The sequence below is a fragment of the Bradyrhizobium xenonodulans genome, from assembly GCF_027594865.1.
In the GTDB taxonomy this organism is placed as follows: domain Bacteria; phylum Pseudomonadota; class Alphaproteobacteria; order Rhizobiales; family Xanthobacteraceae; genus Bradyrhizobium; species Bradyrhizobium xenonodulans.
In genome coordinates, this window is the sequence record NZ_CP089391.1 from 335039 (window position 1) to 352974 (window position 17936).

17 protein-coding genes are annotated in these 17936 nt (G+C 64.6%); 7 read left to right on the forward strand and 10 right to left on the reverse strand.

All coding sequences use genetic code 11. The annotated features are described in order from the left end of the window. Nucleotides 1-116 precede the first annotated feature (116 nt). The 5 genes from I3J27_RS01600 to I3J27_RS01620 form a co-directional block, all read right to left on the reverse strand. Nucleotides 117-359: a hypothetical protein gene (locus I3J27_RS01600; protein ID WP_270164396.1), complete on the reverse strand. Its 243-nt coding sequence runs from the start codon at nt 357-359 to the stop codon at nt 117-119. Between the two features lie 80 nt (nt 360-439). Next, nucleotides 440-826: a VOC family protein gene (locus I3J27_RS01605; protein WP_270164397.1), complete on the reverse strand. Its 387-nt coding sequence runs from the start codon at nt 824-826 to the stop codon at nt 440-442. A gap of 25 nt (nt 827-851) precedes the next feature. Further along, nucleotides 852-1676, reverse strand: coding sequence for an FkbM family methyltransferase (locus I3J27_RS01610; protein ID WP_270164398.1), 825 nt, complete (start codon nt 1674-1676; stop codon nt 852-854). A 63-nt stretch (nt 1677-1739) separates the two neighbouring features. After that, nucleotides 1740-3698, reverse strand: coding sequence for an ABC transporter ATP-binding protein/permease (locus I3J27_RS01615; protein WP_270164399.1), 1959 nt, complete (start codon nt 3696-3698; stop codon nt 1740-1742). Nucleotides 3699-3749: 51 nt separating this feature from the next. After that, nucleotides 3750-5936 (reverse strand): hybrid sensor histidine kinase/response regulator family protein, encoded by a 2187-nt coding sequence (locus I3J27_RS01620; RefSeq protein WP_270164400.1) that lies wholly within the window; start codon nt 5934-5936, stop codon nt 3750-3752. Between the two features lie 323 nt (nt 5937-6259). On the opposite strand from I3J27_RS01620, the gene I3J27_RS01625 reads away from it, so the two are divergent. The 3 genes from I3J27_RS01625 to I3J27_RS01635 are packed head-to-tail and all read left to right on the forward strand — an operon-like array spanning nt 6260 to nt 8697. Beyond that, entirely contained in the window at nt 6260-7294 is a 1035-nt protein-coding gene (locus I3J27_RS01625) for a Cj0069 family protein (RefSeq protein ID WP_270164401.1), read from the forward strand. Between the two features lie 3 nt (nt 7295-7297). Then, a complete protein-coding gene (locus I3J27_RS01630; RefSeq protein WP_270164402.1) occupies nt 7298-7894 on the forward strand; it encodes an ABC transporter ATP-binding protein in 597 nt (198 codons plus the stop codon). Beyond that, on the forward strand, nt 7891-8697 hold the full coding sequence (locus I3J27_RS01635; protein ID WP_270164410.1) for an ABC transporter permease: 807 nt from the start codon (nt 7891-7893) through the stop codon (nt 8695-8697). The genes I3J27_RS01630 and I3J27_RS01635 overlap by 4 nt, the downstream gene beginning before the upstream one ends. 203 nt (nt 8698-8900) lie before the next feature. Here the strand turns inward: I3J27_RS01635 and I3J27_RS01640 are convergent, their stop codons facing one another. From I3J27_RS01640 to sdhC, 4 genes are read right to left on the reverse strand one after another with little or no spacing between them, the layout of a single operon-like run. Beyond that, a complete protein-coding gene (locus I3J27_RS01640; protein ID WP_094890228.1) occupies nt 8901-9683 on the reverse strand; it encodes a succinate dehydrogenase iron-sulfur subunit in 783 nt (260 codons plus the stop codon). Nucleotides 9684-9708: 25 nt separating this feature from the next. Then, the gene (gene sdhA / locus I3J27_RS01645; RefSeq protein WP_270164414.1) at nt 9709-11544 is read right to left on the reverse strand and encodes a succinate dehydrogenase flavoprotein subunit; all 1836 of its coding nucleotides are present in this window, start codon (nt 11542-11544) and stop codon (nt 9709-9711) included. Nucleotides 11545-11547: 3 nt separating this feature from the next. Further along, nucleotides 11548-11952, reverse strand: a complete 405-nt coding sequence (sdhD, locus tag I3J27_RS01650; RefSeq protein WP_270164416.1) for a succinate dehydrogenase, hydrophobic membrane anchor protein — start codon at nt 11950-11952, stop codon at nt 11548-11550. Beyond that, nucleotides 11949-12347, reverse strand: a complete 399-nt coding sequence (gene sdhC / locus I3J27_RS01655) for a succinate dehydrogenase, cytochrome b556 subunit (RefSeq protein ID WP_270164423.1) — start codon at nt 12345-12347, stop codon at nt 11949-11951. Before sdhC ends, sdhD begins: the two co-directional genes overlap by 4 nt. Before the next feature lie 521 nt (nt 12348-12868). Between sdhC and I3J27_RS01660 the strand changes: the two genes are divergently transcribed. Continuing rightward, nucleotides 12869-13729, forward strand: coding sequence for a sulfite exporter TauE/SafE family protein (locus tag I3J27_RS01660; protein ID WP_270164425.1), 861 nt, complete (start codon nt 12869-12871; stop codon nt 13727-13729). A 170-nt stretch (nt 13730-13899) separates the two neighbouring features. Here I3J27_RS01660 and I3J27_RS01665 read toward each other — a convergent pair whose 3' ends face one another. Beyond that, nucleotides 13900-15429, reverse strand: coding sequence for a malonate--CoA ligase (locus I3J27_RS01665; RefSeq protein ID WP_270164427.1), 1530 nt, complete (start codon nt 15427-15429; stop codon nt 13900-13902). Nucleotides 15430-15515: 86 nt separating this feature from the next. On the opposite strand from I3J27_RS01665, the gene I3J27_RS01670 reads away from it, so the two are divergent. From I3J27_RS01670 to I3J27_RS01680, 3 genes are all read left to right on the forward strand, one after another. After that, the gene (locus I3J27_RS01670) at nt 15516-16277 is read left to right on the forward strand and encodes an SDR family oxidoreductase (protein WP_270164429.1); all 762 of its coding nucleotides are present in this window, start codon (nt 15516-15518) and stop codon (nt 16275-16277) included. A gap of 277 nt (nt 16278-16554) precedes the next feature. Beyond that, nucleotides 16555-17109: a fasciclin domain-containing protein gene (locus I3J27_RS01675; RefSeq protein ID WP_270164431.1), complete on the forward strand. Its 555-nt coding sequence runs from the start codon at nt 16555-16557 to the stop codon at nt 17107-17109. A 183-nt stretch (nt 17110-17292) separates the two neighbouring features. Beyond that, nucleotides 17293-17922, forward strand: a complete 630-nt coding sequence (locus I3J27_RS01680; RefSeq protein ID WP_270164433.1) for a cytochrome b/b6 domain-containing protein — start codon at nt 17293-17295, stop codon at nt 17920-17922. The last annotated feature ends 14 nt before the right edge of the window (nt 17923-17936 follow it).

Genomic DNA, 17936 nt, shown 5'->3' on the forward strand with positions numbered 1-17936 from the left:
TGGCGGGCGAAGACGTCGCGGCCCGATTTATTTCTGCACGCAAATCACCTCATGACGATGACGTTCATTGCGCATTCAGATGCAGGTTGCAATTGCCTCACATGTGATCGCCCGCCTCATATGTGATCCCGCAGCGAACTCGCATCCGTCGCGGGATTCGGCGTGAGCGGTCCGTTCGGTCCGCGTGATGGAATCTCTTCAGGCATGCGGCCCGGCAATTCGTCGGGCCGCGGTGGCGAGCCGGGCTCACGCACCGGCGGTGTAATTTCAGGCTGCGGACCGCCCGGCGGGATTCCCGGCGGCGGCTCGGCGGGCGTGCCGGGCGTCGATGGTGGAATCTCGGGCGGTTCGATCGGCATCGGCGTCTTCGTGCAGTTGTCGGAGAACGACAACGATGATGTCGCGCCGATGTTCCCGCGCCTGCTGGGCCTCAATCCGGCTATGCTGGCGCGTGGCAGACCGCCTCGATGTTGTGGCCATCGGGGTCGAGCACGAACGCGCCGTAGTAGTTCGCATGATAATGCGGGCGGATGCCGGGCGCCCCGTTGTCGCGGCCACCGGCCGCCATCGCGGCCTGGTAGAAGGCGTCGACCGTGGCGCGATCCTTCGCCGCGATGGCGACATGCACCGGCTTGTTCATCGCGCCTTCGCCACCGATCCAGAAGTCCGGCTTGCCGCCGGCGCCGAAGCCTGCGGCGGCGGCGTGGCCGGTCTGCTCTGCCGTCACCTCCATGACCAGGCTGTAGCCGAGCGGCGCCAGCGCCTTGGCGTAGAACGCTTTCGCGCGCTCATAGTCGGAGACGGAGAAACCCAAATGGTCGATCATCGCTAGCCTCCGTTGTTCGCTCCCGTCAGCGCGACAGGAACGTATTGCTCCGCGTCTTGCGCACGATCGCAAAGCCGCGCGCGACCATGTCCGCAATACAATCCTGCTGCCATTCGTTTTGTGACAGATGCTCGATCACCACTGCGCGCGGCCATAGCGATTGCGGCGCGTCGCGGAAGAAGCCGATCAGCACGCGGTCCTCAAAACCCTCGACGTCGATCTTGAGCGAATCGACCTGGCCGACGCCGGCCTCGTCGAGAATGCGCATCAAGCGCAGCGACGGCACCTTGATGGCATCCGTGCTGGCCGTGCCAGTGACGACGTGCGTGGCGCCGAGATTGCCGCCGCCGCTTTCGATCATCAGCTCGCCGTCACTGTCGCCGGCGGCGGCCTGCACCAGGCGCACCTGCGTTGCCTTCGACGCGGCGTGGTTGAACGCGAGCCGTCCGAACGTCATCGGATGCGGCTCGATCGCGACCACCTTGCCATTGGGGCCGACCTGCCGTGCCATCACCAGCGCAAAGGTGCCGACATTGGCGCCGACGTCGACGAACGTGCCGCCCGCTTGCGTGTGCTGGCGCAGGAAGTCGAGCTCATCGAGATTGTAGTCGGGATTGAACAGCGCGCCGCGCTCGGTCGCGCTGCCCTGGTGATAGAACCGGAACGAGGCGCCCTGGTACTGCACGTCGACCGGGCCGCCGCGCAGCAGATTGACCAGCCGCGACATCCACGGCCGAAACGCACCGCGCTTCAGCCCGGACTGTTGTGCGAGGCGAATGATCGCAGCCTGCGCCGCATTCGGCGCAAACGCGCCGAACGGCGCGGACGAAGGGGCATTATCGGTCGTCAAGCAGGCGGTCCTCGTTGCAAGCGGCGCATGCATAGCCGGTTTTGCCGGCGACTCCAACGGCGCTCACGCCGCCTTTTTCGGCGGGGCCTTGCGCTGACGCAGGAAGCGGCCGAGCAGCTTCCGCCTGCCCTTGCGTGGGATCAGGTCGATGTCGCTGACGAGCTTGGCGCCGCCCTTGCGGCGCTCCAGCACGATCTTGCGGCTGTGGAAGGCTTCCAGTTCGATGCGATGCGCCACGCTGACGATGGTCGCCTTCGGCAGCTCGTCGGTGACCATCTTCATCATCTTGTCCTGGCTCTTCTCGTCGAGCGCCGAAGTCGCCTCATCCAGCACGACGATATCGGGGGTGTGGAGCAACAGCCGCGCGAAGGCGAGACGCTGCTTCTCGCCGCCGGACAATGTCTGGTCCCAGGGGCCTTCTTCCTCGATCTTCTCCTTGAGGTGATCGAGGCCGACCTTGTGCAGGGCTTCGCCGATCTCCTCGACGGTCCAGTCGTCCTCGGCGCCGGGATAGGCCACCGCACGGCGCAAGCTGCCGGAGGGCACGTAAGGCCGCTGCGGCAGCATGAACAGCCGCCGGTCGGGATGGAAATTGACGCTGCCGCCGCCCCATGGCCACAGCCCGGCGATGGCGCGCACAAGCGTGCTCTTGCCGGTGCCGGATTCACCGGCGACCAGCAGCCGTTCACCCGGCTCGATCACCACCTCGGTCTCGCCGACGACCGCAGTGCCGTCGTCGAGCGTCACCGAGAGATCATTCAGCTCCAGTATGGCGTCGTTGCTGGTCTCGCCGCGCTTGATGCGGCCGAACCCGTCACCCTGCTCGGCGCGCTCGAGGCCGTCGAGCGACATCATCAGCGAGGCAATGCGGTGGGCGCAGGCGTTCCAGTCGGCCAGCCGCGGATAATTGTCGACCAGCCAGCCGAACGCGCTCTGTACGATGGTGAAGGCGGAGGCCGCCTGCATCACCTGTCCGAGCGTCATGCTGCCGTCGAGAAATTTGGGCGCGCAGAGCAGAAGCGGGACCACGGGAGCAACAAGGCTCGATCCCTGCGAGACCAGCGTGGTGCGCATGTGCTGGCCGGCGAGCCGCGCCCATTGCCTGAGCACGCTGGTGAAGTTGCGGTCGATGCCGCCGCGCTCCTCCTCCTCGCCGCCGAGCAGGGCGATGCTCTCGCCGTTCTCACGCACGCGCGTCAGCGTGTAGCGGAAATCGGCTTCCGCCTGGTTCTTGTCCTCGGACACCTGCACGAAGCGCCGGCCGATCACCATGATCGAGCTGGATGCGATCGCGGCATAGAGCATCGCGGCGATCACGAGGAAGCCGGGAATGGTGATGGCCGACCCGCCGAGCGTGACGGTGAGCGCGCCGCCGATGGTCCAGAGCACGACGATGAAGGTCGCGGCCGAGAGCAGCGCCGAGGTGACGCCCGCGAGGAAATCGACCGGCGAATCGGTCGCGATGCGCAGATCTTCGGCGATGCGGTATTCCGGATTCTTGTGGTCGCCGCCGACGAGGTTGAGCTGGTAGTAGCGACCGTTGGTCAGCCAGCGCGTCAGCACGCTCGCCGTCAGCCAGGCCCGCCAGCGCCGCTGGATGCCCATCCGCGCGAACACTTGCATCACGCCGAGCGCGATGCTGCCGATCGCGAGCGGAAAGAACACCGCGGTGAGATGGAAGACGGTGGCCGCATCGCGCTGCTCGATCGCGTCGAAGATCGCGCGGTTCCAGACGTTGATGCCGTATTGGAAGCCGACGGTCAGGACGATCAGCGCGCCGAGGCCGATCGAGTAGAGCCAGGCCAGCCGGTCACCGTTGCGGCCCCAGAAGCCGCGCGCGCTGATCCAGAACCGGGTGAGGAGATAGTCCTTGCGCGCCTGCTCGGCCTCTTCGGGCGACAGTTCGGGGTCAGGCTCGATGACTTCCGGAGGCGGCGGCACGACCTCATCGCCGGTTTCGCCCTTGATCTCGACAATGGGCGGCTTCTTGCCCTGTTCGCGCTTTGCGGCCGGCTTGTGCATGAGTCGACAACGCCAAGGAAATCAAACGGTTCCCTTCGGTTCCGCGCCGAATCACTCGGCGGCGCCACCCCGCACGCGGCGCAGCCGGGCCGCCTTGTGGAGGATGCGCGAGAGCTCTTCGACCGAATAGGGCTTTTGCACGAGCTCGAAGCCGGCAGCACCTTCCTGGGACAGAGCCTCGCTGTAGCCACTGGTCAGCACGACCGGCACGCCGATGCCGCGGTCGCGGATCGCCCGCGCCAGATCGAGCCCGGTCATCCCGGGCATCACCACGTCCGAGAACACGACGTCGAAGCGCTCCGCGTCCATGACCAGCTCGGCGAGCGCATCGGTTGCATTGTCGATCAGGGTGATGCTGAAGCCGAGCTCGGTGAGGCCGTCGGCCGCGAAATTGGCGAGCTCGATATTGTCCTCGACCAGCAGCACCGACATGCCGCTGCCGGCGACCGCCGGCGCCGTGTTGGGCGCCTGCCGCTGTGGCAGCAGGTCCGGCGGCACGCGCGGCAAAAAGAGCGAGAACGTGCTGCCCTGTCCGACCTCGCTCGTGACCGTCACCTCGCCGCCGGATTGCCGGGCGAAGCCGAACACCTGGGACAGGCCGAGACCGGTGCCGTGACCGACCTGCTTGGTGGTGAAGAACGGCTCGAAGATGCGTTCGAGTCGCGCGGCGGGAATACCGATGCCGGTGTCGCTGACGGTGATGCCGACGAAGCCATGGTTGCTGGAGACACCGCTCGAGACACTGCCCGAGACATTGCTCGAGGCATTGCTCGAGCCTTGGGCCAGCGTGTCTGGAACGGTGATCGCGGCCTCGACCTTGAAAACGATCCGGCCCTTGCCGTGCATGGCATCGCGCGCATTGGTCGCCATGTTGATCAGTGCTGTCTCGAACTGGCTGGCATCGGCGTTGACGAGGCACGGCTCCGCCGGCAATTGCATCGCGATCTCGATCGCCGGGCCCAGCAGCGTGGCGAGCATGTCATGCAGCCGCTGCATCCGCTCGGCGACGTCGAACACCTCCGGCTTCAGGGTCTGGCGCCGTGCAAACGCCAGAAGCTGCGAGGTCAGCCTGGCCGCGCGCGCCACCGCATCGGCAATGGCCGTGATGTAGCGCTGGCGCCGCTCCTCGGTCAGTTGCGGCCGGTTCAACAGATCGACGGAGGCGCGGATCACGGTCAGGAGGTTGTTGAAGTCGTGCGCGACGCCTCCGGTGAGCTGGCCGAGCGCTTCCAGACGCTGGCTGTGCTTGAGCGCCTCCTCGGCCTCGCGCCGCGCGGCGGCCTCGGCCTGCAGGTGCTGGGTGCGCCGGAACGCGAACGCCAGCAGCACGAACAGCAGTGCGGTGGCGGGCACACCGAACACCAGATGCTGGCCCATGGTGGCGAACCAGCGCCCCCGGATCGCCGAGGTCTCGAGCCCCGCGCTGACATAGATCGGATATTCGGCGACGCGCCGGTAGCCGATGCGGCGCTCGATCCCGTCCGACGGCCAGGCGATGGTCATCAGGCCGCGCTGGGGGTGAGCGGCGATCTCCCGGCCAACCGGCCCGGTCGGATCGAGCCGGAGATCACTGTCTGCCTGCGGAAAATGGGCCAGCAGCACGCCGTCGGTGCGCCCCATCGCGAAGAAGCTGCCGGGATCGGAGCCGATCCTGGCATAAAAACTCTCGAAATATTCCGGCAGGACGGAAGCCTGGATCACGCCGACGAAACTGCCGTCGTCGGTTTCGCGCCGCCGGCTCACGCCGAAGAAGCGCGCGCCCTGATAGGGCGGCCGCGGCGTCAGCGAGGCGCCGATGAACGTGCCGATGCTCTGGTCGACATGGGCGTAGAAATAATCGCGGTCGGCAAAGCTCAGATCCTGTGGCGGCGAGGCGAGGCTGTTGACCAGCGCCTTTCCGTTCGCGTCGAAGATCCAGGCCGATTTGAGCTGCGGCAGCGAATCAGCCAGCCGTTTCAGGCGACGGTGCAGCGCCGGTTCGCGCGAGCGGATGACGTCGTCGGGAAGGCCGCGCACGACCTCGTTGATCTCGGCAAGGCTGCGGTCGATGGTCTCGAACACCTTGAGCGCATGCTCATGCGCGACGTCGAGCGTGCGCTCGATCTCGCGGTCGGCAATGTTCCTCGTCGAGGTGTAGGAGATCGTGGAAGTGAAGACGAACAGTGCAATCGGCAGCGCCAGGGATGCCGCCATCATCCACTGCAACAGTTTCAGCGAGTTGCGTTGCGCGCCCTGCACAGTCGCTCCGGTCCCTGACCGGAAGCTTACTTGAATTTCCCGCCGGGAAGGAAGCGGCTTATCGCCGGAACCGGAGGTTGCAATCCGGGCATTCGCGCGTGGCGCGGGCCGGAAGAAGAATCTTCTCGAATTGGCGCCGGCCGTAGAAATCCTGGCTGTCGCGGCGTCGGGCGGACCTGGACCGCATGAAATTGCTTTACGCTCCCTACCACCTCTTGAAGCGCCCGAACGATCTCACATAGACTGTCTTGACGGGGACAAGCAGACTCCCCGCGAGACTTCGGTCCAAGATCTGCGCAGCACGCAACACGTGGAGCTTGCGCATGGACACGGAACGACAACCCAATTCTCAACGGTCAATCGCCATTCTCTCGCGAGGCGACGCCGCCGCGCGCCGGGACGCCTCCCCACGAAACAGCCGCTTCGTCCAGGTGTTTGAAGCATTGGCCGCCGTCGGCGTCGACGCACGCCCGGTGACCTACGACGAGAGCTTTGCCGAAGAGGTCCGCGAGCAGTTGCTCGCGGTGGACGGCGTACTCGTCTGGGTCAACCCGATCCAGGATGGTCGAAGTCGTGCCGGCCTTGACGCCCTGCTGCGCGATGTCGCCCTCCGGGGTGTCTGGGTCAGTGCTCATCCGGACGTCATCCTCAAGATGGGTACCAAGGAGGTACTCTACCACACCCGCTCGATGGCGTGGGGAAGCGACACAGCACTCTATCAAACCGCCGAAGCGATGCGCGCCGAGTTGTCGACGCGGCTTGCCGCCGGTCCGCGCGTGATCAAGCGCAACCGGGGTAACGGTGGTCAGGGTGTCTGGAAGGTCGAGAGGCTGCCGACCTTCCCCATGATCAGGGTGCTCGACGCGACCAAGGACGCGCCCGAGGAACTGACGTTGGATGATTTTCTCCGTCGCTGCGCGGAGTATTTCGAGAACGGCAGCGTGATCGATCAACCGTTCCAGCCTCGCCTGAGCGAAGGCGTCGTGCGCTGCTACATGGCTGGCGATCGGTGCGCGGGTTTCGGCCATCACAAGGTCAAGGCCCTGGTCGACTCGCCGGCCGCACGTGCGGGGGCCGGGCCGCGGCTCTACACGTCCAACGCCGACCCGCGCTTCCAGCGGCTGCGCCGGCTGATGGAAGACGAGTGGACGCCGCAGCTAACCTCGTTGCTGGATATTGCCCGGGATGACTTCCCAGCCATCTGGGATGCGGACTTCATGCTCGGCCCCGTCCAGGCGGACGGGAGCGACAGCTACGTGCTCGGCGAGATCAATGTCAGCTCGGTGCACCCCTACACGGACGAGGCACCGGCGGAGATCGCCCGACGGGTTGCCGATCGGCTGCAGCTTAAGCTTTGACGCATGCTGACGGTCAGCGGGCTCAAGCGCTTGCACATCTCCGCGTCATTCGACTTGCAGGACGGCGAATGCGTCGCCCTGCAAGGACCGTCCGGGGTCGGGAAGACTTTGCTGCTTCGCTCCATAGCGGACCTCGATCCGAACGAAGGAACGGTCAAGCTCGACGGAACGCTGAGAGAGGCGATGCCCGCCCCCGCCTGGCGAAAGCGAGTGACCTACCTCGCCGTCGAGCCTGGATGGTGGTCCGACATCGTGCAAGAGCACTTCTCGGGCTGGGATGATGCCCTACCGCTGGTCACGCGCCTGGGGTTGCCGGACGATTGCGGACCTTGGCCGATCCAAAGACTTTCGACCGGCGAGAGACAACGTTTGGGGCTTGTGCGGGCGCTCATGCTGCGGTCACGGGTGCTTCTGCTGGACGAGCCAACGTCGGCGCTCGACCCGGCATCCGCCGCGGCGGTGGAATCCTTGATCGCCGAACGCATTTCGAATGGAACGAGCGTCATCTGGAGCACCCACGACAACGCTCAAGCCCGCCGCGTCGGGTCACGGATACTCACGATGGGGCCCGATGGTGGCATTAGGGAAAACCGGTCGTGAGCTACATTCAGCTTTCGTATGGCGATCTGGCCCTACCCGCGCTCCTTGTCGTCATGGACGGCGTTCTCTCGCTTGCTCTCCGCCTCAAGCTTGAAAAACAACTAGCCGTCGCGACCGTGCGGATGGTGGTTCAGCTCGTCCTCGTTGGATACGTGCTGACGTTCCTGTTTGCCGCGGTGTCGCCCCTTTGGACAGCGCTTGCAGCCGTCATCATGGTTCTCTTCGCATCTCGAGAAATCGTCGCGCGCCAGAAGCGGCGCCTTCCGGGCGTTTGGAAGTACGGGCTGGGCGCGGCATGCACGCTGCTCGCAGCCGGCACCGTTACGATGTTCGCGCTCCTGACAGAGCTACGTCCCGATCCTTGGTATCATCCGCGCTATGCGCTGCCTTTGCTGGGCATGATCCTGGGCAACACCATGACCGGAATAAGCCTCGGCTTGGACGTGCTGACAAGCAGTCTGGTGCGGGAACGTGCCGCCGTGGAAGCTTGTCTTGCGCTCGGCGGCACCCGACACCAAGCCCTGCTGCCGATCATACGAGACGCCTTGCGAAGCGGCTTCATGCCGATCATGAACAGCATGGCGGCAATCGGCCTCGTTTCCCTGCCGGGGATGATGACTGGCCAGATTCTCGCGGGCGTCGAGCCGGTCGATGCAGTCAAATATCAATTGCTGATCATGTTCCTGATTGCCGGAGGGACCGGGCTGGGAACGCTGGCCGCCGTCCTGGGCGGCGCACGCCTCCTGACCGATCATCGACACCGACTACGTCTCGACCGGTTTCCCGGTGAGAAGTCGATTTGACAGCTTGGAAGCGGACCCGTCTCGATGCGCCTCGAAATCAATCGAGATTCGCGGATGTGGTCGCAAATCGAGACCGGTCCTTTTAAGGAATGCTTGTTTCCGGCTCTTCTCGCGTATCCGCGGCATGGCGGAGAGAAGTCCCACTCCCTCCGCCGCTCAAAAGAGTCGATAGACGCAGCAGCCGAACAGCGAGGCGTGGCGGGCTAGATCTGCCGCTCGACCATCTTGAGCTTGAGCTCGGCGATGGCTTCGGCCGGGTTGAGGCCCTTCGGGCAGGCCTTGGCGCAGTTCATGATGGTGTGGCAGCGGTAGAGCCGGAACGGGTCTTCGAGATTGTCCAGCCGCTCGCCGGTCGCTTCATCCCGCGAATCAGAGACCCAGCGATTGGCCTGGAGCAGCGCGGCGGGACCGAGATAGCGCTCGCTGTTCCACCAATAGCTCGGGCACGAGGTCGAGCAGCAGGCGCAGAGGATGCACTCGTAGAGACCGTCGAGCTTCTCGCGGTCCTCGTGGCTCTGCTTCCATTCCTTCTGCGGCGTCGGCGAGGTCGTCTTCAGCCACGGCTCGACGGAGGCATACTGCGCGTAGAAATTGGTGAGGTCGGGGACGAGGTCCTTCACCACCGGCTGGTGCGGCAGCGGGTTGATCTTGACCGCGCCGTCCTTCACGTCGTGCATCGAGCGGGTGCAGGCCAGCGTGTTCTGGCCGTCGATGTTCATGGCGCAGGAGCCGCAGACGCCTTCGCGGCAGGAGCGGCGGAAGGTCAGCGACGGGTCGATGTGGTTCTTGATCCAGATCAGGCCGTCCAGCACCATCGGGCCGCAATCATTGGTGTCGACGTAATAGGTGTCGACGCTCGGATTCTTGCCGTCGTCCGGATTCCAGCGATAGACGCGGAATTCGCGCGTTTCGGTCGCGCCCGCGGGCTTCGGCCAGGTCTTGCCGCCGGTGATCTTCGAGTTCTTCGGAAGTGCGAATTCAACCATTTCGATTAGGGCCTTCGCTGTTCGATCAGTACACGCGCGCTTTGGGCGGGATGTACTGCACGTCGTTGGTCATGGTGTAGTCGTGAACCGGGCGGTACTCGATCTTGACCTTGCCGGCATCGTCCAGCCAGGCCAGCGTGTGCTTCATCCAGTTCTTGTCGTCGCGCTCGGAGAAGTCCTCGCGGGCATGCGCGCCGCGGCTCTCGGTGCGGTTGGCGGCCGAGTTCATCGTCACCACCGCCTGCGAGATCAGATTGTCGAATTCGAGCGTCTCGACGAGATCCGAATTCCACACCAGCGAGCGGTCGGACACGGCGATGTCGGTGATGCCGCTGTGGACTTTCTCGATCAAATTCTGGCCTTCGCTCAGCACTTCGCCGGTGCGGAACACCGCGCAATTGCTCTGCATCACGTGCTGCATGCCCTCGCGCAATTTCGCGGTCGGCGTGCCGCCGGAGGCGTAGCGGTAATGGTCGAGGCGGCCGAGCGCGAGGTCGGACGAGTTCGCCGGCAGTTCCGGCTGGCTGGCGTTGGGCGTCAGCTTCTCGGCGAGACGGAGCGCCGCGGCGCGGCCGAACACGACGAGGTCGATCAGCGAATTCGAGCCGAGCCGGTTGGCGCCGTGCACGGAGACGCAGGCCGCTTCGCCGATCGCCATCAGGCCCGGAATGACGGCGTTGTCGTCGCCGTCCTTCTTGGTCAGCACTTCGCCGTGATAATTCGTCGGGATGCCGCCCATGTTGTAATGCACGGTCGGCACGATCGGGATCGGCTCGCGCGTCACGTCGACGTTGGCGAAGATCTTCGCGGATTCGGAGATGCCCGGCAGCCGCTCGGCCAGCACCGCGGGATCGAGATGGTCGAGATGAAGGAAGATATGGTCCTTCTTCTTGCCGACGCCGCGGCCTTCGCGGATCTCGATGGTCATCGCGCGCGAGACGACGTCGCGCGACGCCAGATCCTTTGCGGACGGCGCATAGCGCTCCATGAAGCGCTCGCCCTCGGAGTTGACGAGATAGCCGCCTTCGCCGCGTGCGCCTTCGGTGACGAGACAGCCCGAGCCGTAGATGCCGGTCGGGTGGAACTGGACGAACTCCATGTCCTGCATCGGCAGGCCGGCCCGCAGCACCATGCCGCCGCCGTCGCCGGTGCAGGTATGCGCCGAGGTGCAGGAGGCGTAGGCGCGGCCGTAGCCGCCGGTCGCCAGAATCACGGTCTGGGCGCGGAAGCGGTGCAGCGTGCCGTCATCGAGCTTGAGCGCGATGACGCCGCGGCAGGTGCCCTGGTCGTCCATGATCAAATCGATGGCGAAGAACTCGATGAAGAACTCGGCCGCGTGGCGCAGCGACTGGCCGTACATCGTGTGCAGCATGGCGTGGCCGGTACGGTCGGCGGCGGCGCAGGTGCGCTGCGCCTGGCCCTTGCCGTAGTCCATGGTCATGCCGCCGAACGGGCGCTGGTAGATCTTGCCGTCCTCGGTGCGCGAGAACGGCACGCCCCAGTGCTCGAGCTCGTAGACCGCCTCGGGCGCGTTGCGCACCATGTATTCGATCGCGTCCTGGTCGCCGAGCCAGTCCGACCCCTTCACGGTGTCGTACATGTGCCAGCGCCAGTCGTCCTTGTGCATGTTGCCGAGGGAGGCCGAAATGCCGCCCTGCGCCGCCACCGTGTGCGAGCGGGTCGGAAACACCTTGGTGATGCAGGCGGTGCGGAGTCTCGCCTCGCTGCAGCCGACCACGGCGCGCAAACCGGCGCCGCCGGCACCGACCACGACGACGTCATAGGTGTGGTCTTCGATCGGATAGGCTTTGCCGTTGGTGGCGGGAGCGCCGTTGCCCTTGCCATTCGTCTCTGTGGCCATGGCTTACACTCCGGATGAAAGCTTCAGAATCGCGTAGGTCGAGGCAAGCGCCACGGCGATCGAAAAGAAATTGTTGAGCATGATCGAGATGAGCTTCAGCTTCTCGTTATGGACGTAGTCCTCGATCACCACCTGCATGCCGATCTTCATGTGCCAGACGCTGGCGGCGATGAAGAGCAGCAGGATCACCGCGACCGGCAGCGAGCTGAGGATCTGCGCTGCGCCAACCTGGTTGCGGCCGAGCAGCATCATGACGATCACCAGCGCGGGAATCATCAGCAGCGTCATGGCGACACCGGTGATGCGCTGGCGCCAGAAGTCGGACGTGCCCGAATGCGCCGCGCCGAGATTGCGGACGCGGCCGAGCGGGGTGCGCATGCTGCGCTTGGGCGTATCGGCTGTGCTCATCGTCCACCTCCGATCGCGTAGGCGATGATCCAGATCAGCACCGTCAGCACGATGCCGCCGATCAGCGCGCCCCAGGTCAGGGCCTCGCGCTCGTTGGCCTTGAAGCCGTAGCCGAGGTCCCACACGAAGTGCCGGATGCCGCTCAGCATATGGTGCATCAGGGCCCAGGTGTAGCCGAACACGATCAGCCGGCCGATGATGCTGCCGGTAAAGGCCTGGACATGGCCATAGGCGGCAGGGCCGGAGGCCGCCGCGATCAGCCACCAGGCCAGCAGCAGGGTTCCGAAATAGAGGGCGATACCGGTGGCGCGATGGACGATGGACAGGGCCATCGTCAGCGTCCAGCGGTAAACTTGCATGTGGGGTGAAAGCGGTCGTTCGATCCGTGCGGTCATGGGCTTTGATGTTGTATTGCGGCCCAGCATGGGGCGCGCGGGGATCGCGAAAGGTCGGCTCTATTTACGGAGTCGATTTCGCGTGCGCAATCACCAATTCGCCATAAATCGAACGGGGGTTCAGCCCTACAGCGTTGATGAAACAAGGCCAATCAGGGGCTTGGTATACCAGAGCAGTGGTGCACCGTCTAAGAAAAGAATACAAATTCACTCTTTGTCCCGACCGGCGAGGCGCATTGAAATCGCTATTGGAACGGCTCTAACCCGCGGCTAGCAGCTCACAGTTCGAACCAGTCAGTTCATGAGACCCGGAGCCGCCTGGACGGCCGAGCTGACATCTCCCATTTCCGCGCGGCGCACCGATTTTTCGTCCGGCGGGTGGATATGCGCAGCCTGCATCCCACCCCAGACCCGCGGCGCCGCGTGTCGACCGGACAAATCAGATCGCCTACAGCTTGGCGCGTAGCCATCTCCAAGCAGTTCTTGGAGAAGTTGCGGCCATTTGCCGGGGCAGGTCAGGGGTGATTGCAGGTCTCGATATCAAGGAGATCATCGAGCTCGCGCTGCTGCTGATCGCAACCGGCGCGCTCTCGGGATTTCTGGCCGGCGTGTTCGGCATCGGCGGCGGTGCGATTCTGGTGCCGGTGTTCTACGAGTGCTTCCGCATCGCCGGCGTGCCGCTCGAGGTGCGCATGCCGCTCTGCATCGGCACCTCGCTCGCTGTGATCATCCCGACGTCGATCCGCTCGTTCCAGGCGCATTACAAGCGCGGCGCCGTCGACATGGCGATTCTGCGGGTGTGGTGGCTGCCGATCGTGATTGGTGTCGTTGCAGGCAGCGTCGTCGCGCGCTACGCGCCGGAGCGGCTGTTCAAGATCGTCTTCGTTGCGGTCGCGTGGTCTGCGGCGTTGCGCCTGATCTTCGCGCGCGAGACCTGGAAGCTCGGCGACGATTTGCCAAAGGGCCCGCTCATGCGCGTCTACGGCTTCTGCGTCGGCATCCTGTCGACGCTGATGGGCATCGGCGGCGGCCTGTTCTCGAACCTGCTGATGACCTTCTACGGACGGCCGATCCATCAGGCGGTGGCGACGTCGTCGGCGCTTGCTGTGCTGATCTCGATCCCCGGCGCGCTCGGCTACATCTATGCGGGCTGGCCGGCGGCCACGAACTATCCCGGCGTTGCGGCCCTGCAAATCCCGTTCGCGCTGGGTTACGTCTCGCTGATCGGTGCCGTGCTGGTGATGCCGATGAGCCTCGTCACCGCACCGCTCGGCGTGAGGGCCGCGCATGCGATGTCGAAACGGACGCTGGAGGTCGCGTTCGGCTGCTATCTGTTTATCGTGGGCAGCCGGTTTGTGATGAGTCTCGTGGGCGGGCTGTGACAGGTTTGGGGAAAGCGCGTCCTACACTCTCGGTGTCATTCCCCGCGAAGGCGGGGAATCCAGTACGCCGCAGCCTTTCGGTTCTATCATGGCCGTCTCTGGAATACTGGATGCCCCGCCTTCGCGGGGCATGACAGCGCGTCTTGTGGTGGCCCCTCGACGGGTCCACCTCACTTCTTCGCGTAAATATCCTTGTACGTGTCGCGCAAAATGTTCTTCTGCACCTTGCCCATGGTGTTGCGCGGCAGCTCGTCCACGACGAAGACGCGCTTGGGCATCTTGAATTTGGCCAGCCGCCCGTCGAGCGCCTTCAGCACCGCAGATTCAGTGATATCGGCACCCTTGTTGCAGACCAGCACCGCCGTGACGCCTTCGCCGAAATCGGCATGCGGCACGCCGATCACCGCAGACTCGATCACGCCAGGCATGGCGTCGATCTCGCTCTCGATCTCCTTGGGGTAGACGTTGAAGCCGCCGGAGATCACGAGATCCTTGCCGCGGCCGAGGATGTGGACGTAGCCCTTGTCGTCGATCTTGCCGAGGTCGCCGGTGATGAAGAAGCCGTCGGGCCGGAATTCGGACTTGGTCTTCTCCGGCATGCGCCAGTAGCCCTTGAAGACGTTCGGCCCCTTCACCTCGATCATGCCGATTTCTTCGCGCGGCAGCTCCTTGCCCGTGTCGGGCTCGGTCACGCGCACGGTGACGCCGGGAAGGGGGAAGCCGACCGCGCCGGGCACACGCTCGCCGTCGTAAGGATTCGACGTGTTCATGTTGGTCTCGGTCATGCCGTAGCGTTCGAGCACCGCATGGCCTGTGCGCGCCGACCATTCGCGATGGGTTTCGGCCAGCAGCGGCGCCGAGCCCGAGATGAACAACCGCATATGCTTCGTTGTCTCGCGCGACAGCGCAGCATTTTGCAGAAGCCGTGTGTAGAACGTCGGCACGCCCATCAGCACGGTCGCGCGCGCCATCAGCTTGATGATCAACTCCGGATCGAGCTTCGGCAGGAAGATCATCGACGCCCGCGAAAACAGCGTCACGTTGGTCGCCACGAACAGGCCGTGGGTGTGGTAGATCGGCAGCGCGTGGATCAGCACGTCCTTGTCGGTGAAGCGCCAGTAGCCGACCAGCGAGAGCGAGTTCGACGCGAGATTGTCATGCGTCAGCATCGCGCCCTTGGAGCGGCCGGTGGTGCCGGAGGTGTAGAGGATCGCGGCGAGGTCGTCATTCGCCCGCGAGACGGTCGTGAATTCGTGGCTGGCCTTGTCAGCGGCGTCCGTCAGCGAGCCTCTACCGTCCGGCCCGAGCGTCTCGACCTTGGCCTTCACCTTGGCGGCAATCGGGGCGAGCCCTTCCGCCTTGGCGGGATCGCAGACCACCAGCGACGGCTCGGCATCGCCGATGAAGTAATCGAGCTCGTTCAGCGTATAGGCGGTGTTGAGCGGCAGATAGACCGCGCCGGCCCGCACCGTGCCGAGATACAGCACGATGTTGGCGACCGACTTTTCCACCTGCACCGCGACGCGGTCGCCGGGCTTCACGCCGCGCGCGACCAGCACGTTGGCCATCTGCCCGGCCCGCGCGATCAGATCGCCATAGCTGATATGGGCGCCGTCCTGCGTCTCGATCGCGAGGCGTTTGGGATCGTCCAGGCCGTCGAACAGGCGGGAAAACAAATTGGCGTTGGCAGCTTGGTTCATGCAACATTCCTCGCCGGCGAAGGCCGGTCAAAACCGAGGGCTGGATTAGCAAAAACCGCCCCGATGAAGCAACGGAGACAGTTTGCATGACAAAAAACGGGAAACGCGTGGCCTGGGTGACGGGCGGCGGCAGTGGGATCGGGGAGGCCGGCGCCGCGGCGCTCGCGGCCGACGGCTGGATCGTCGTGGTCTCGGGCCGGCGCAAGGACGCCCTGGAGACCGTGGTGGCCAGGATCGCCAAGGCCGGCGGGACGGCCGAGGCCATCGCGCTGGACGTGTCCAACGCGGCTGAAGCCCAGAAGGCGGCGGATCAGATCGTCGCCAGGCATGGCCGGATCAACCTGCTTGTGAACAATGCCGGCATCAATGTCCCCAAGCGGAGCTGGAAGGACATGGAACTGGACGGCTGGGACAAGCTGGTCCAGGTCAATCTCAACGGCGTGCTCTATTGCATGCGCGCGGTGTTGCCGACGATGCGCAAGCAGCAGGACGGCTCGATCATCAACGTCTCGTCCTGGGCCGGCCGCCACGTCTCGAAGATGCCGGGCCCGGCCTACACCACCACCAAGCATGCGGTGCTGGCGCTGACCCATTCCTTCAACATGGACGAATGCGTCAACGGCCTGCGCGCCTGCTGCCTGATGCCGGGCGAGGTGGCGACGCCGATCCTGAAGCTGCGCCCGGTGGTGCCGAGCGAAGAGGAGCAGGCGAAGATGCTGCAATCCGAAGATCTCGGCCGCACCATCGCGTTCATCGCATCGATGCCGCCGCGCGTCTGCATCAACGAGCTCCTGATCAGCCCGACGCATAACCGCGGATTTATCCAGACGCCGCACAACAGGGATTGAGGCGCGCACCACTGCCGCAACGCGCACACTGCCGCAGGGTGGGTAAAGCGACTTGTCCGCCATAGCTCGCAGAGCGACGGCGGAAGCGTGCCCACACGAACTCGCCGCCGCATAGTTTCACGCATCACAAAGAATTTTAATCCGAAACCGCAGCGCAAACCCTCCCGTAGTTCGGCCAACGACGGCACTGCTGCATCACCCCAACTGTCGCAGGCGCCGTTGTTGCCCCAACTCAACGCCGGCCATTGCCGGTCACAATCCAATCGGGAGACTTTCCATGTCGAAGCGTATTGCCTATCTCGCTGCCGCCGCTTTCAGCGCCCTCGCCATCTCCGCGACCGTCGTCGCGCCCGTTCGTGCCGAGGAGAAGACCGTCATGGTCGGCGGCGCCGCGATGTTCCCGTCCAAGAACATCGTCCAGAACGCCGTCAACTCGAAGGACCACACCACGCTGGTGGCGGCGGTGAAGGCGGCCGGCCTGGTGCCGACGCTGGAAAGCAAGGGCCCGTTCACGGTGTTCGCGCCGACCAACGCCGCCTTCGGCAAGCTGCCGGCGGGCACCGTCGATAACCTGGTCAAGCCCGAGAACAAGGCGACCTTGACCAAGATCCTCACCTACCATGTCGTGCCCGGCAAGCTCGAGGCCTCCGACCTCACCGACGGCAAGAAGATGAAGACCGCCGAAGGCGAGGAGCTGACGGTGAAGAAGATGGATGGCAAGGTCTGGATCGTCGACGCCAAGGGCGGCACCTCGATGGTGACGATCTCCAACGTCAACCAGTCGAACGGCGTGATCCATGTGGTCGACACCGTGCTGATGCCGGCGACCTAACACCACGCGGTCCTGTTTCATCCCCGAACAGGATGGCTTGAGACGGCGAGCCGGGGGTGCCCCGGCTCGCTTTTTTGTGACCATGATAGCCCGGCGGTATCGATTCGATGTCGGAGAGGGCGTAACGAAAGCCGAAGCATCGGCGTATAATTGCTGTCAGACGACGTTCAGGACGGAACCATCATGTCGAGCCTCACAGTCACCGACGAGCAGGTCAGCGCCACCCCCGCCAAAGTGATCCAGCCGGCCTGGGTCCGCGTCATGCACTGGATCAACGCCCTCGCCATGATCCTGATGATCTTGTCGGGCTGGCAGATCTACAACGCCTCGCCGCTGTTCGGCTTCAGTTTTCCGCGCGACTACACGCTGGGCGGATGGCTCGGCGGCGGCCTGCTCTGGCATTTTGCGGCGATGTGGCTGCTCATGATCAACGGCCTCGCCTACCTCGTCACCGGTTTCGCCACCGGGCGCTTCCGCAAGAAGCTGCTGCCGATCACGCCGTCGGGTGTGCTGCACGACGTCAGGGCGGCCCTGACCTTCAAGCTCGGCCATGACGATCTCACCGTCTACAATTACGTGCAGCGCGTGCTCTATGCCGGCATCATATTGGTTGGCGTGCTGATCGTGCTGTCGGGCCTGGGGATGTGGAAGCCGGTGCAACTGCATTGGCTCGTCACGCTGTTCGGCGATTATCCGACCGCGCGCTACGTGCACTTCTTCTGCATGGCCGCGATCTGCGCGTTCCTCGTCATTCATGTCCTGCTCGCGCTGCTGGTGCCGAAGAGCCTGCGCGCGATGATCATCGGTCGTTGAGAGGAGAAGGGACC

Bases quoted from the DNA above. Each gene is read 5' to 3' on its own strand.
- I3J27_RS01600 (WP_270164396.1), bottom strand. From the start codon at position 359: ATGCCGATCGAACCGCCCGAGATTCCACCATCGACGCCCGGCACGCCC.
- I3J27_RS01605 (WP_270164397.1), bottom strand. From the start codon at position 826: ATGATCGACCATTTGGGTTTCTCCGTCTCCGACTATGAGCGCGCGAAA.
- I3J27_RS01615 (WP_270164399.1), bottom strand. From the start codon at position 3,698: ATGCACAAGCCGGCCGCAAAGCGCGAACAGGGCAAGAAGCCGCCCATT.
- I3J27_RS01625 (WP_270164401.1), top strand. From the start codon at position 6,260: ATGGACACGGAACGACAACCCAATTCTCAACGGTCAATCGCCATTCTC.
- I3J27_RS01630 (WP_270164402.1), top strand. From the start codon at position 7,298: ATGCTGACGGTCAGCGGGCTCAAGCGCTTGCACATCTCCGCGTCATTC.
- I3J27_RS01640 (WP_094890228.1), bottom strand. From the start codon at position 9,683: ATGGTTGAATTCGCACTTCCGAAGAACTCGAAGATCACCGGCGGCAAG.
- sdhA (WP_270164414.1), bottom strand. From the start codon at position 11,544: ATGGCCACAGAGACGAATGGCAAGGGCAACGGCGCTCCCGCCACCAAC.
- sdhD (WP_270164416.1), bottom strand. From the start codon at position 11,952: ATGAGCACAGCCGATACGCCCAAGCGCAGCATGCGCACCCCGCTCGGC.
- sdhC (WP_270164423.1), bottom strand. From the start codon at position 12,347: ATGACCGCACGGATCGAACGACCGCTTTCACCCCACATGCAAGTTTAC.
- I3J27_RS01665 (WP_270164427.1), bottom strand. From the start codon at position 15,429: ATGAACCAAGCTGCCAACGCCAATTTGTTTTCCCGCCTGTTCGACGGC.
- I3J27_RS01670 (WP_270164429.1), top strand. From the start codon at position 15,516: ATGACAAAAAACGGGAAACGCGTGGCCTGGGTGACGGGCGGCGGCAGT.
- I3J27_RS01675 (WP_270164431.1), top strand. From the start codon at position 16,555: ATGTCGAAGCGTATTGCCTATCTCGCTGCCGCCGCTTTCAGCGCCCTC.
- I3J27_RS01680 (WP_270164433.1), top strand. From the start codon at position 17,293: ATGTCGAGCCTCACAGTCACCGACGAGCAGGTCAGCGCCACCCCCGCC.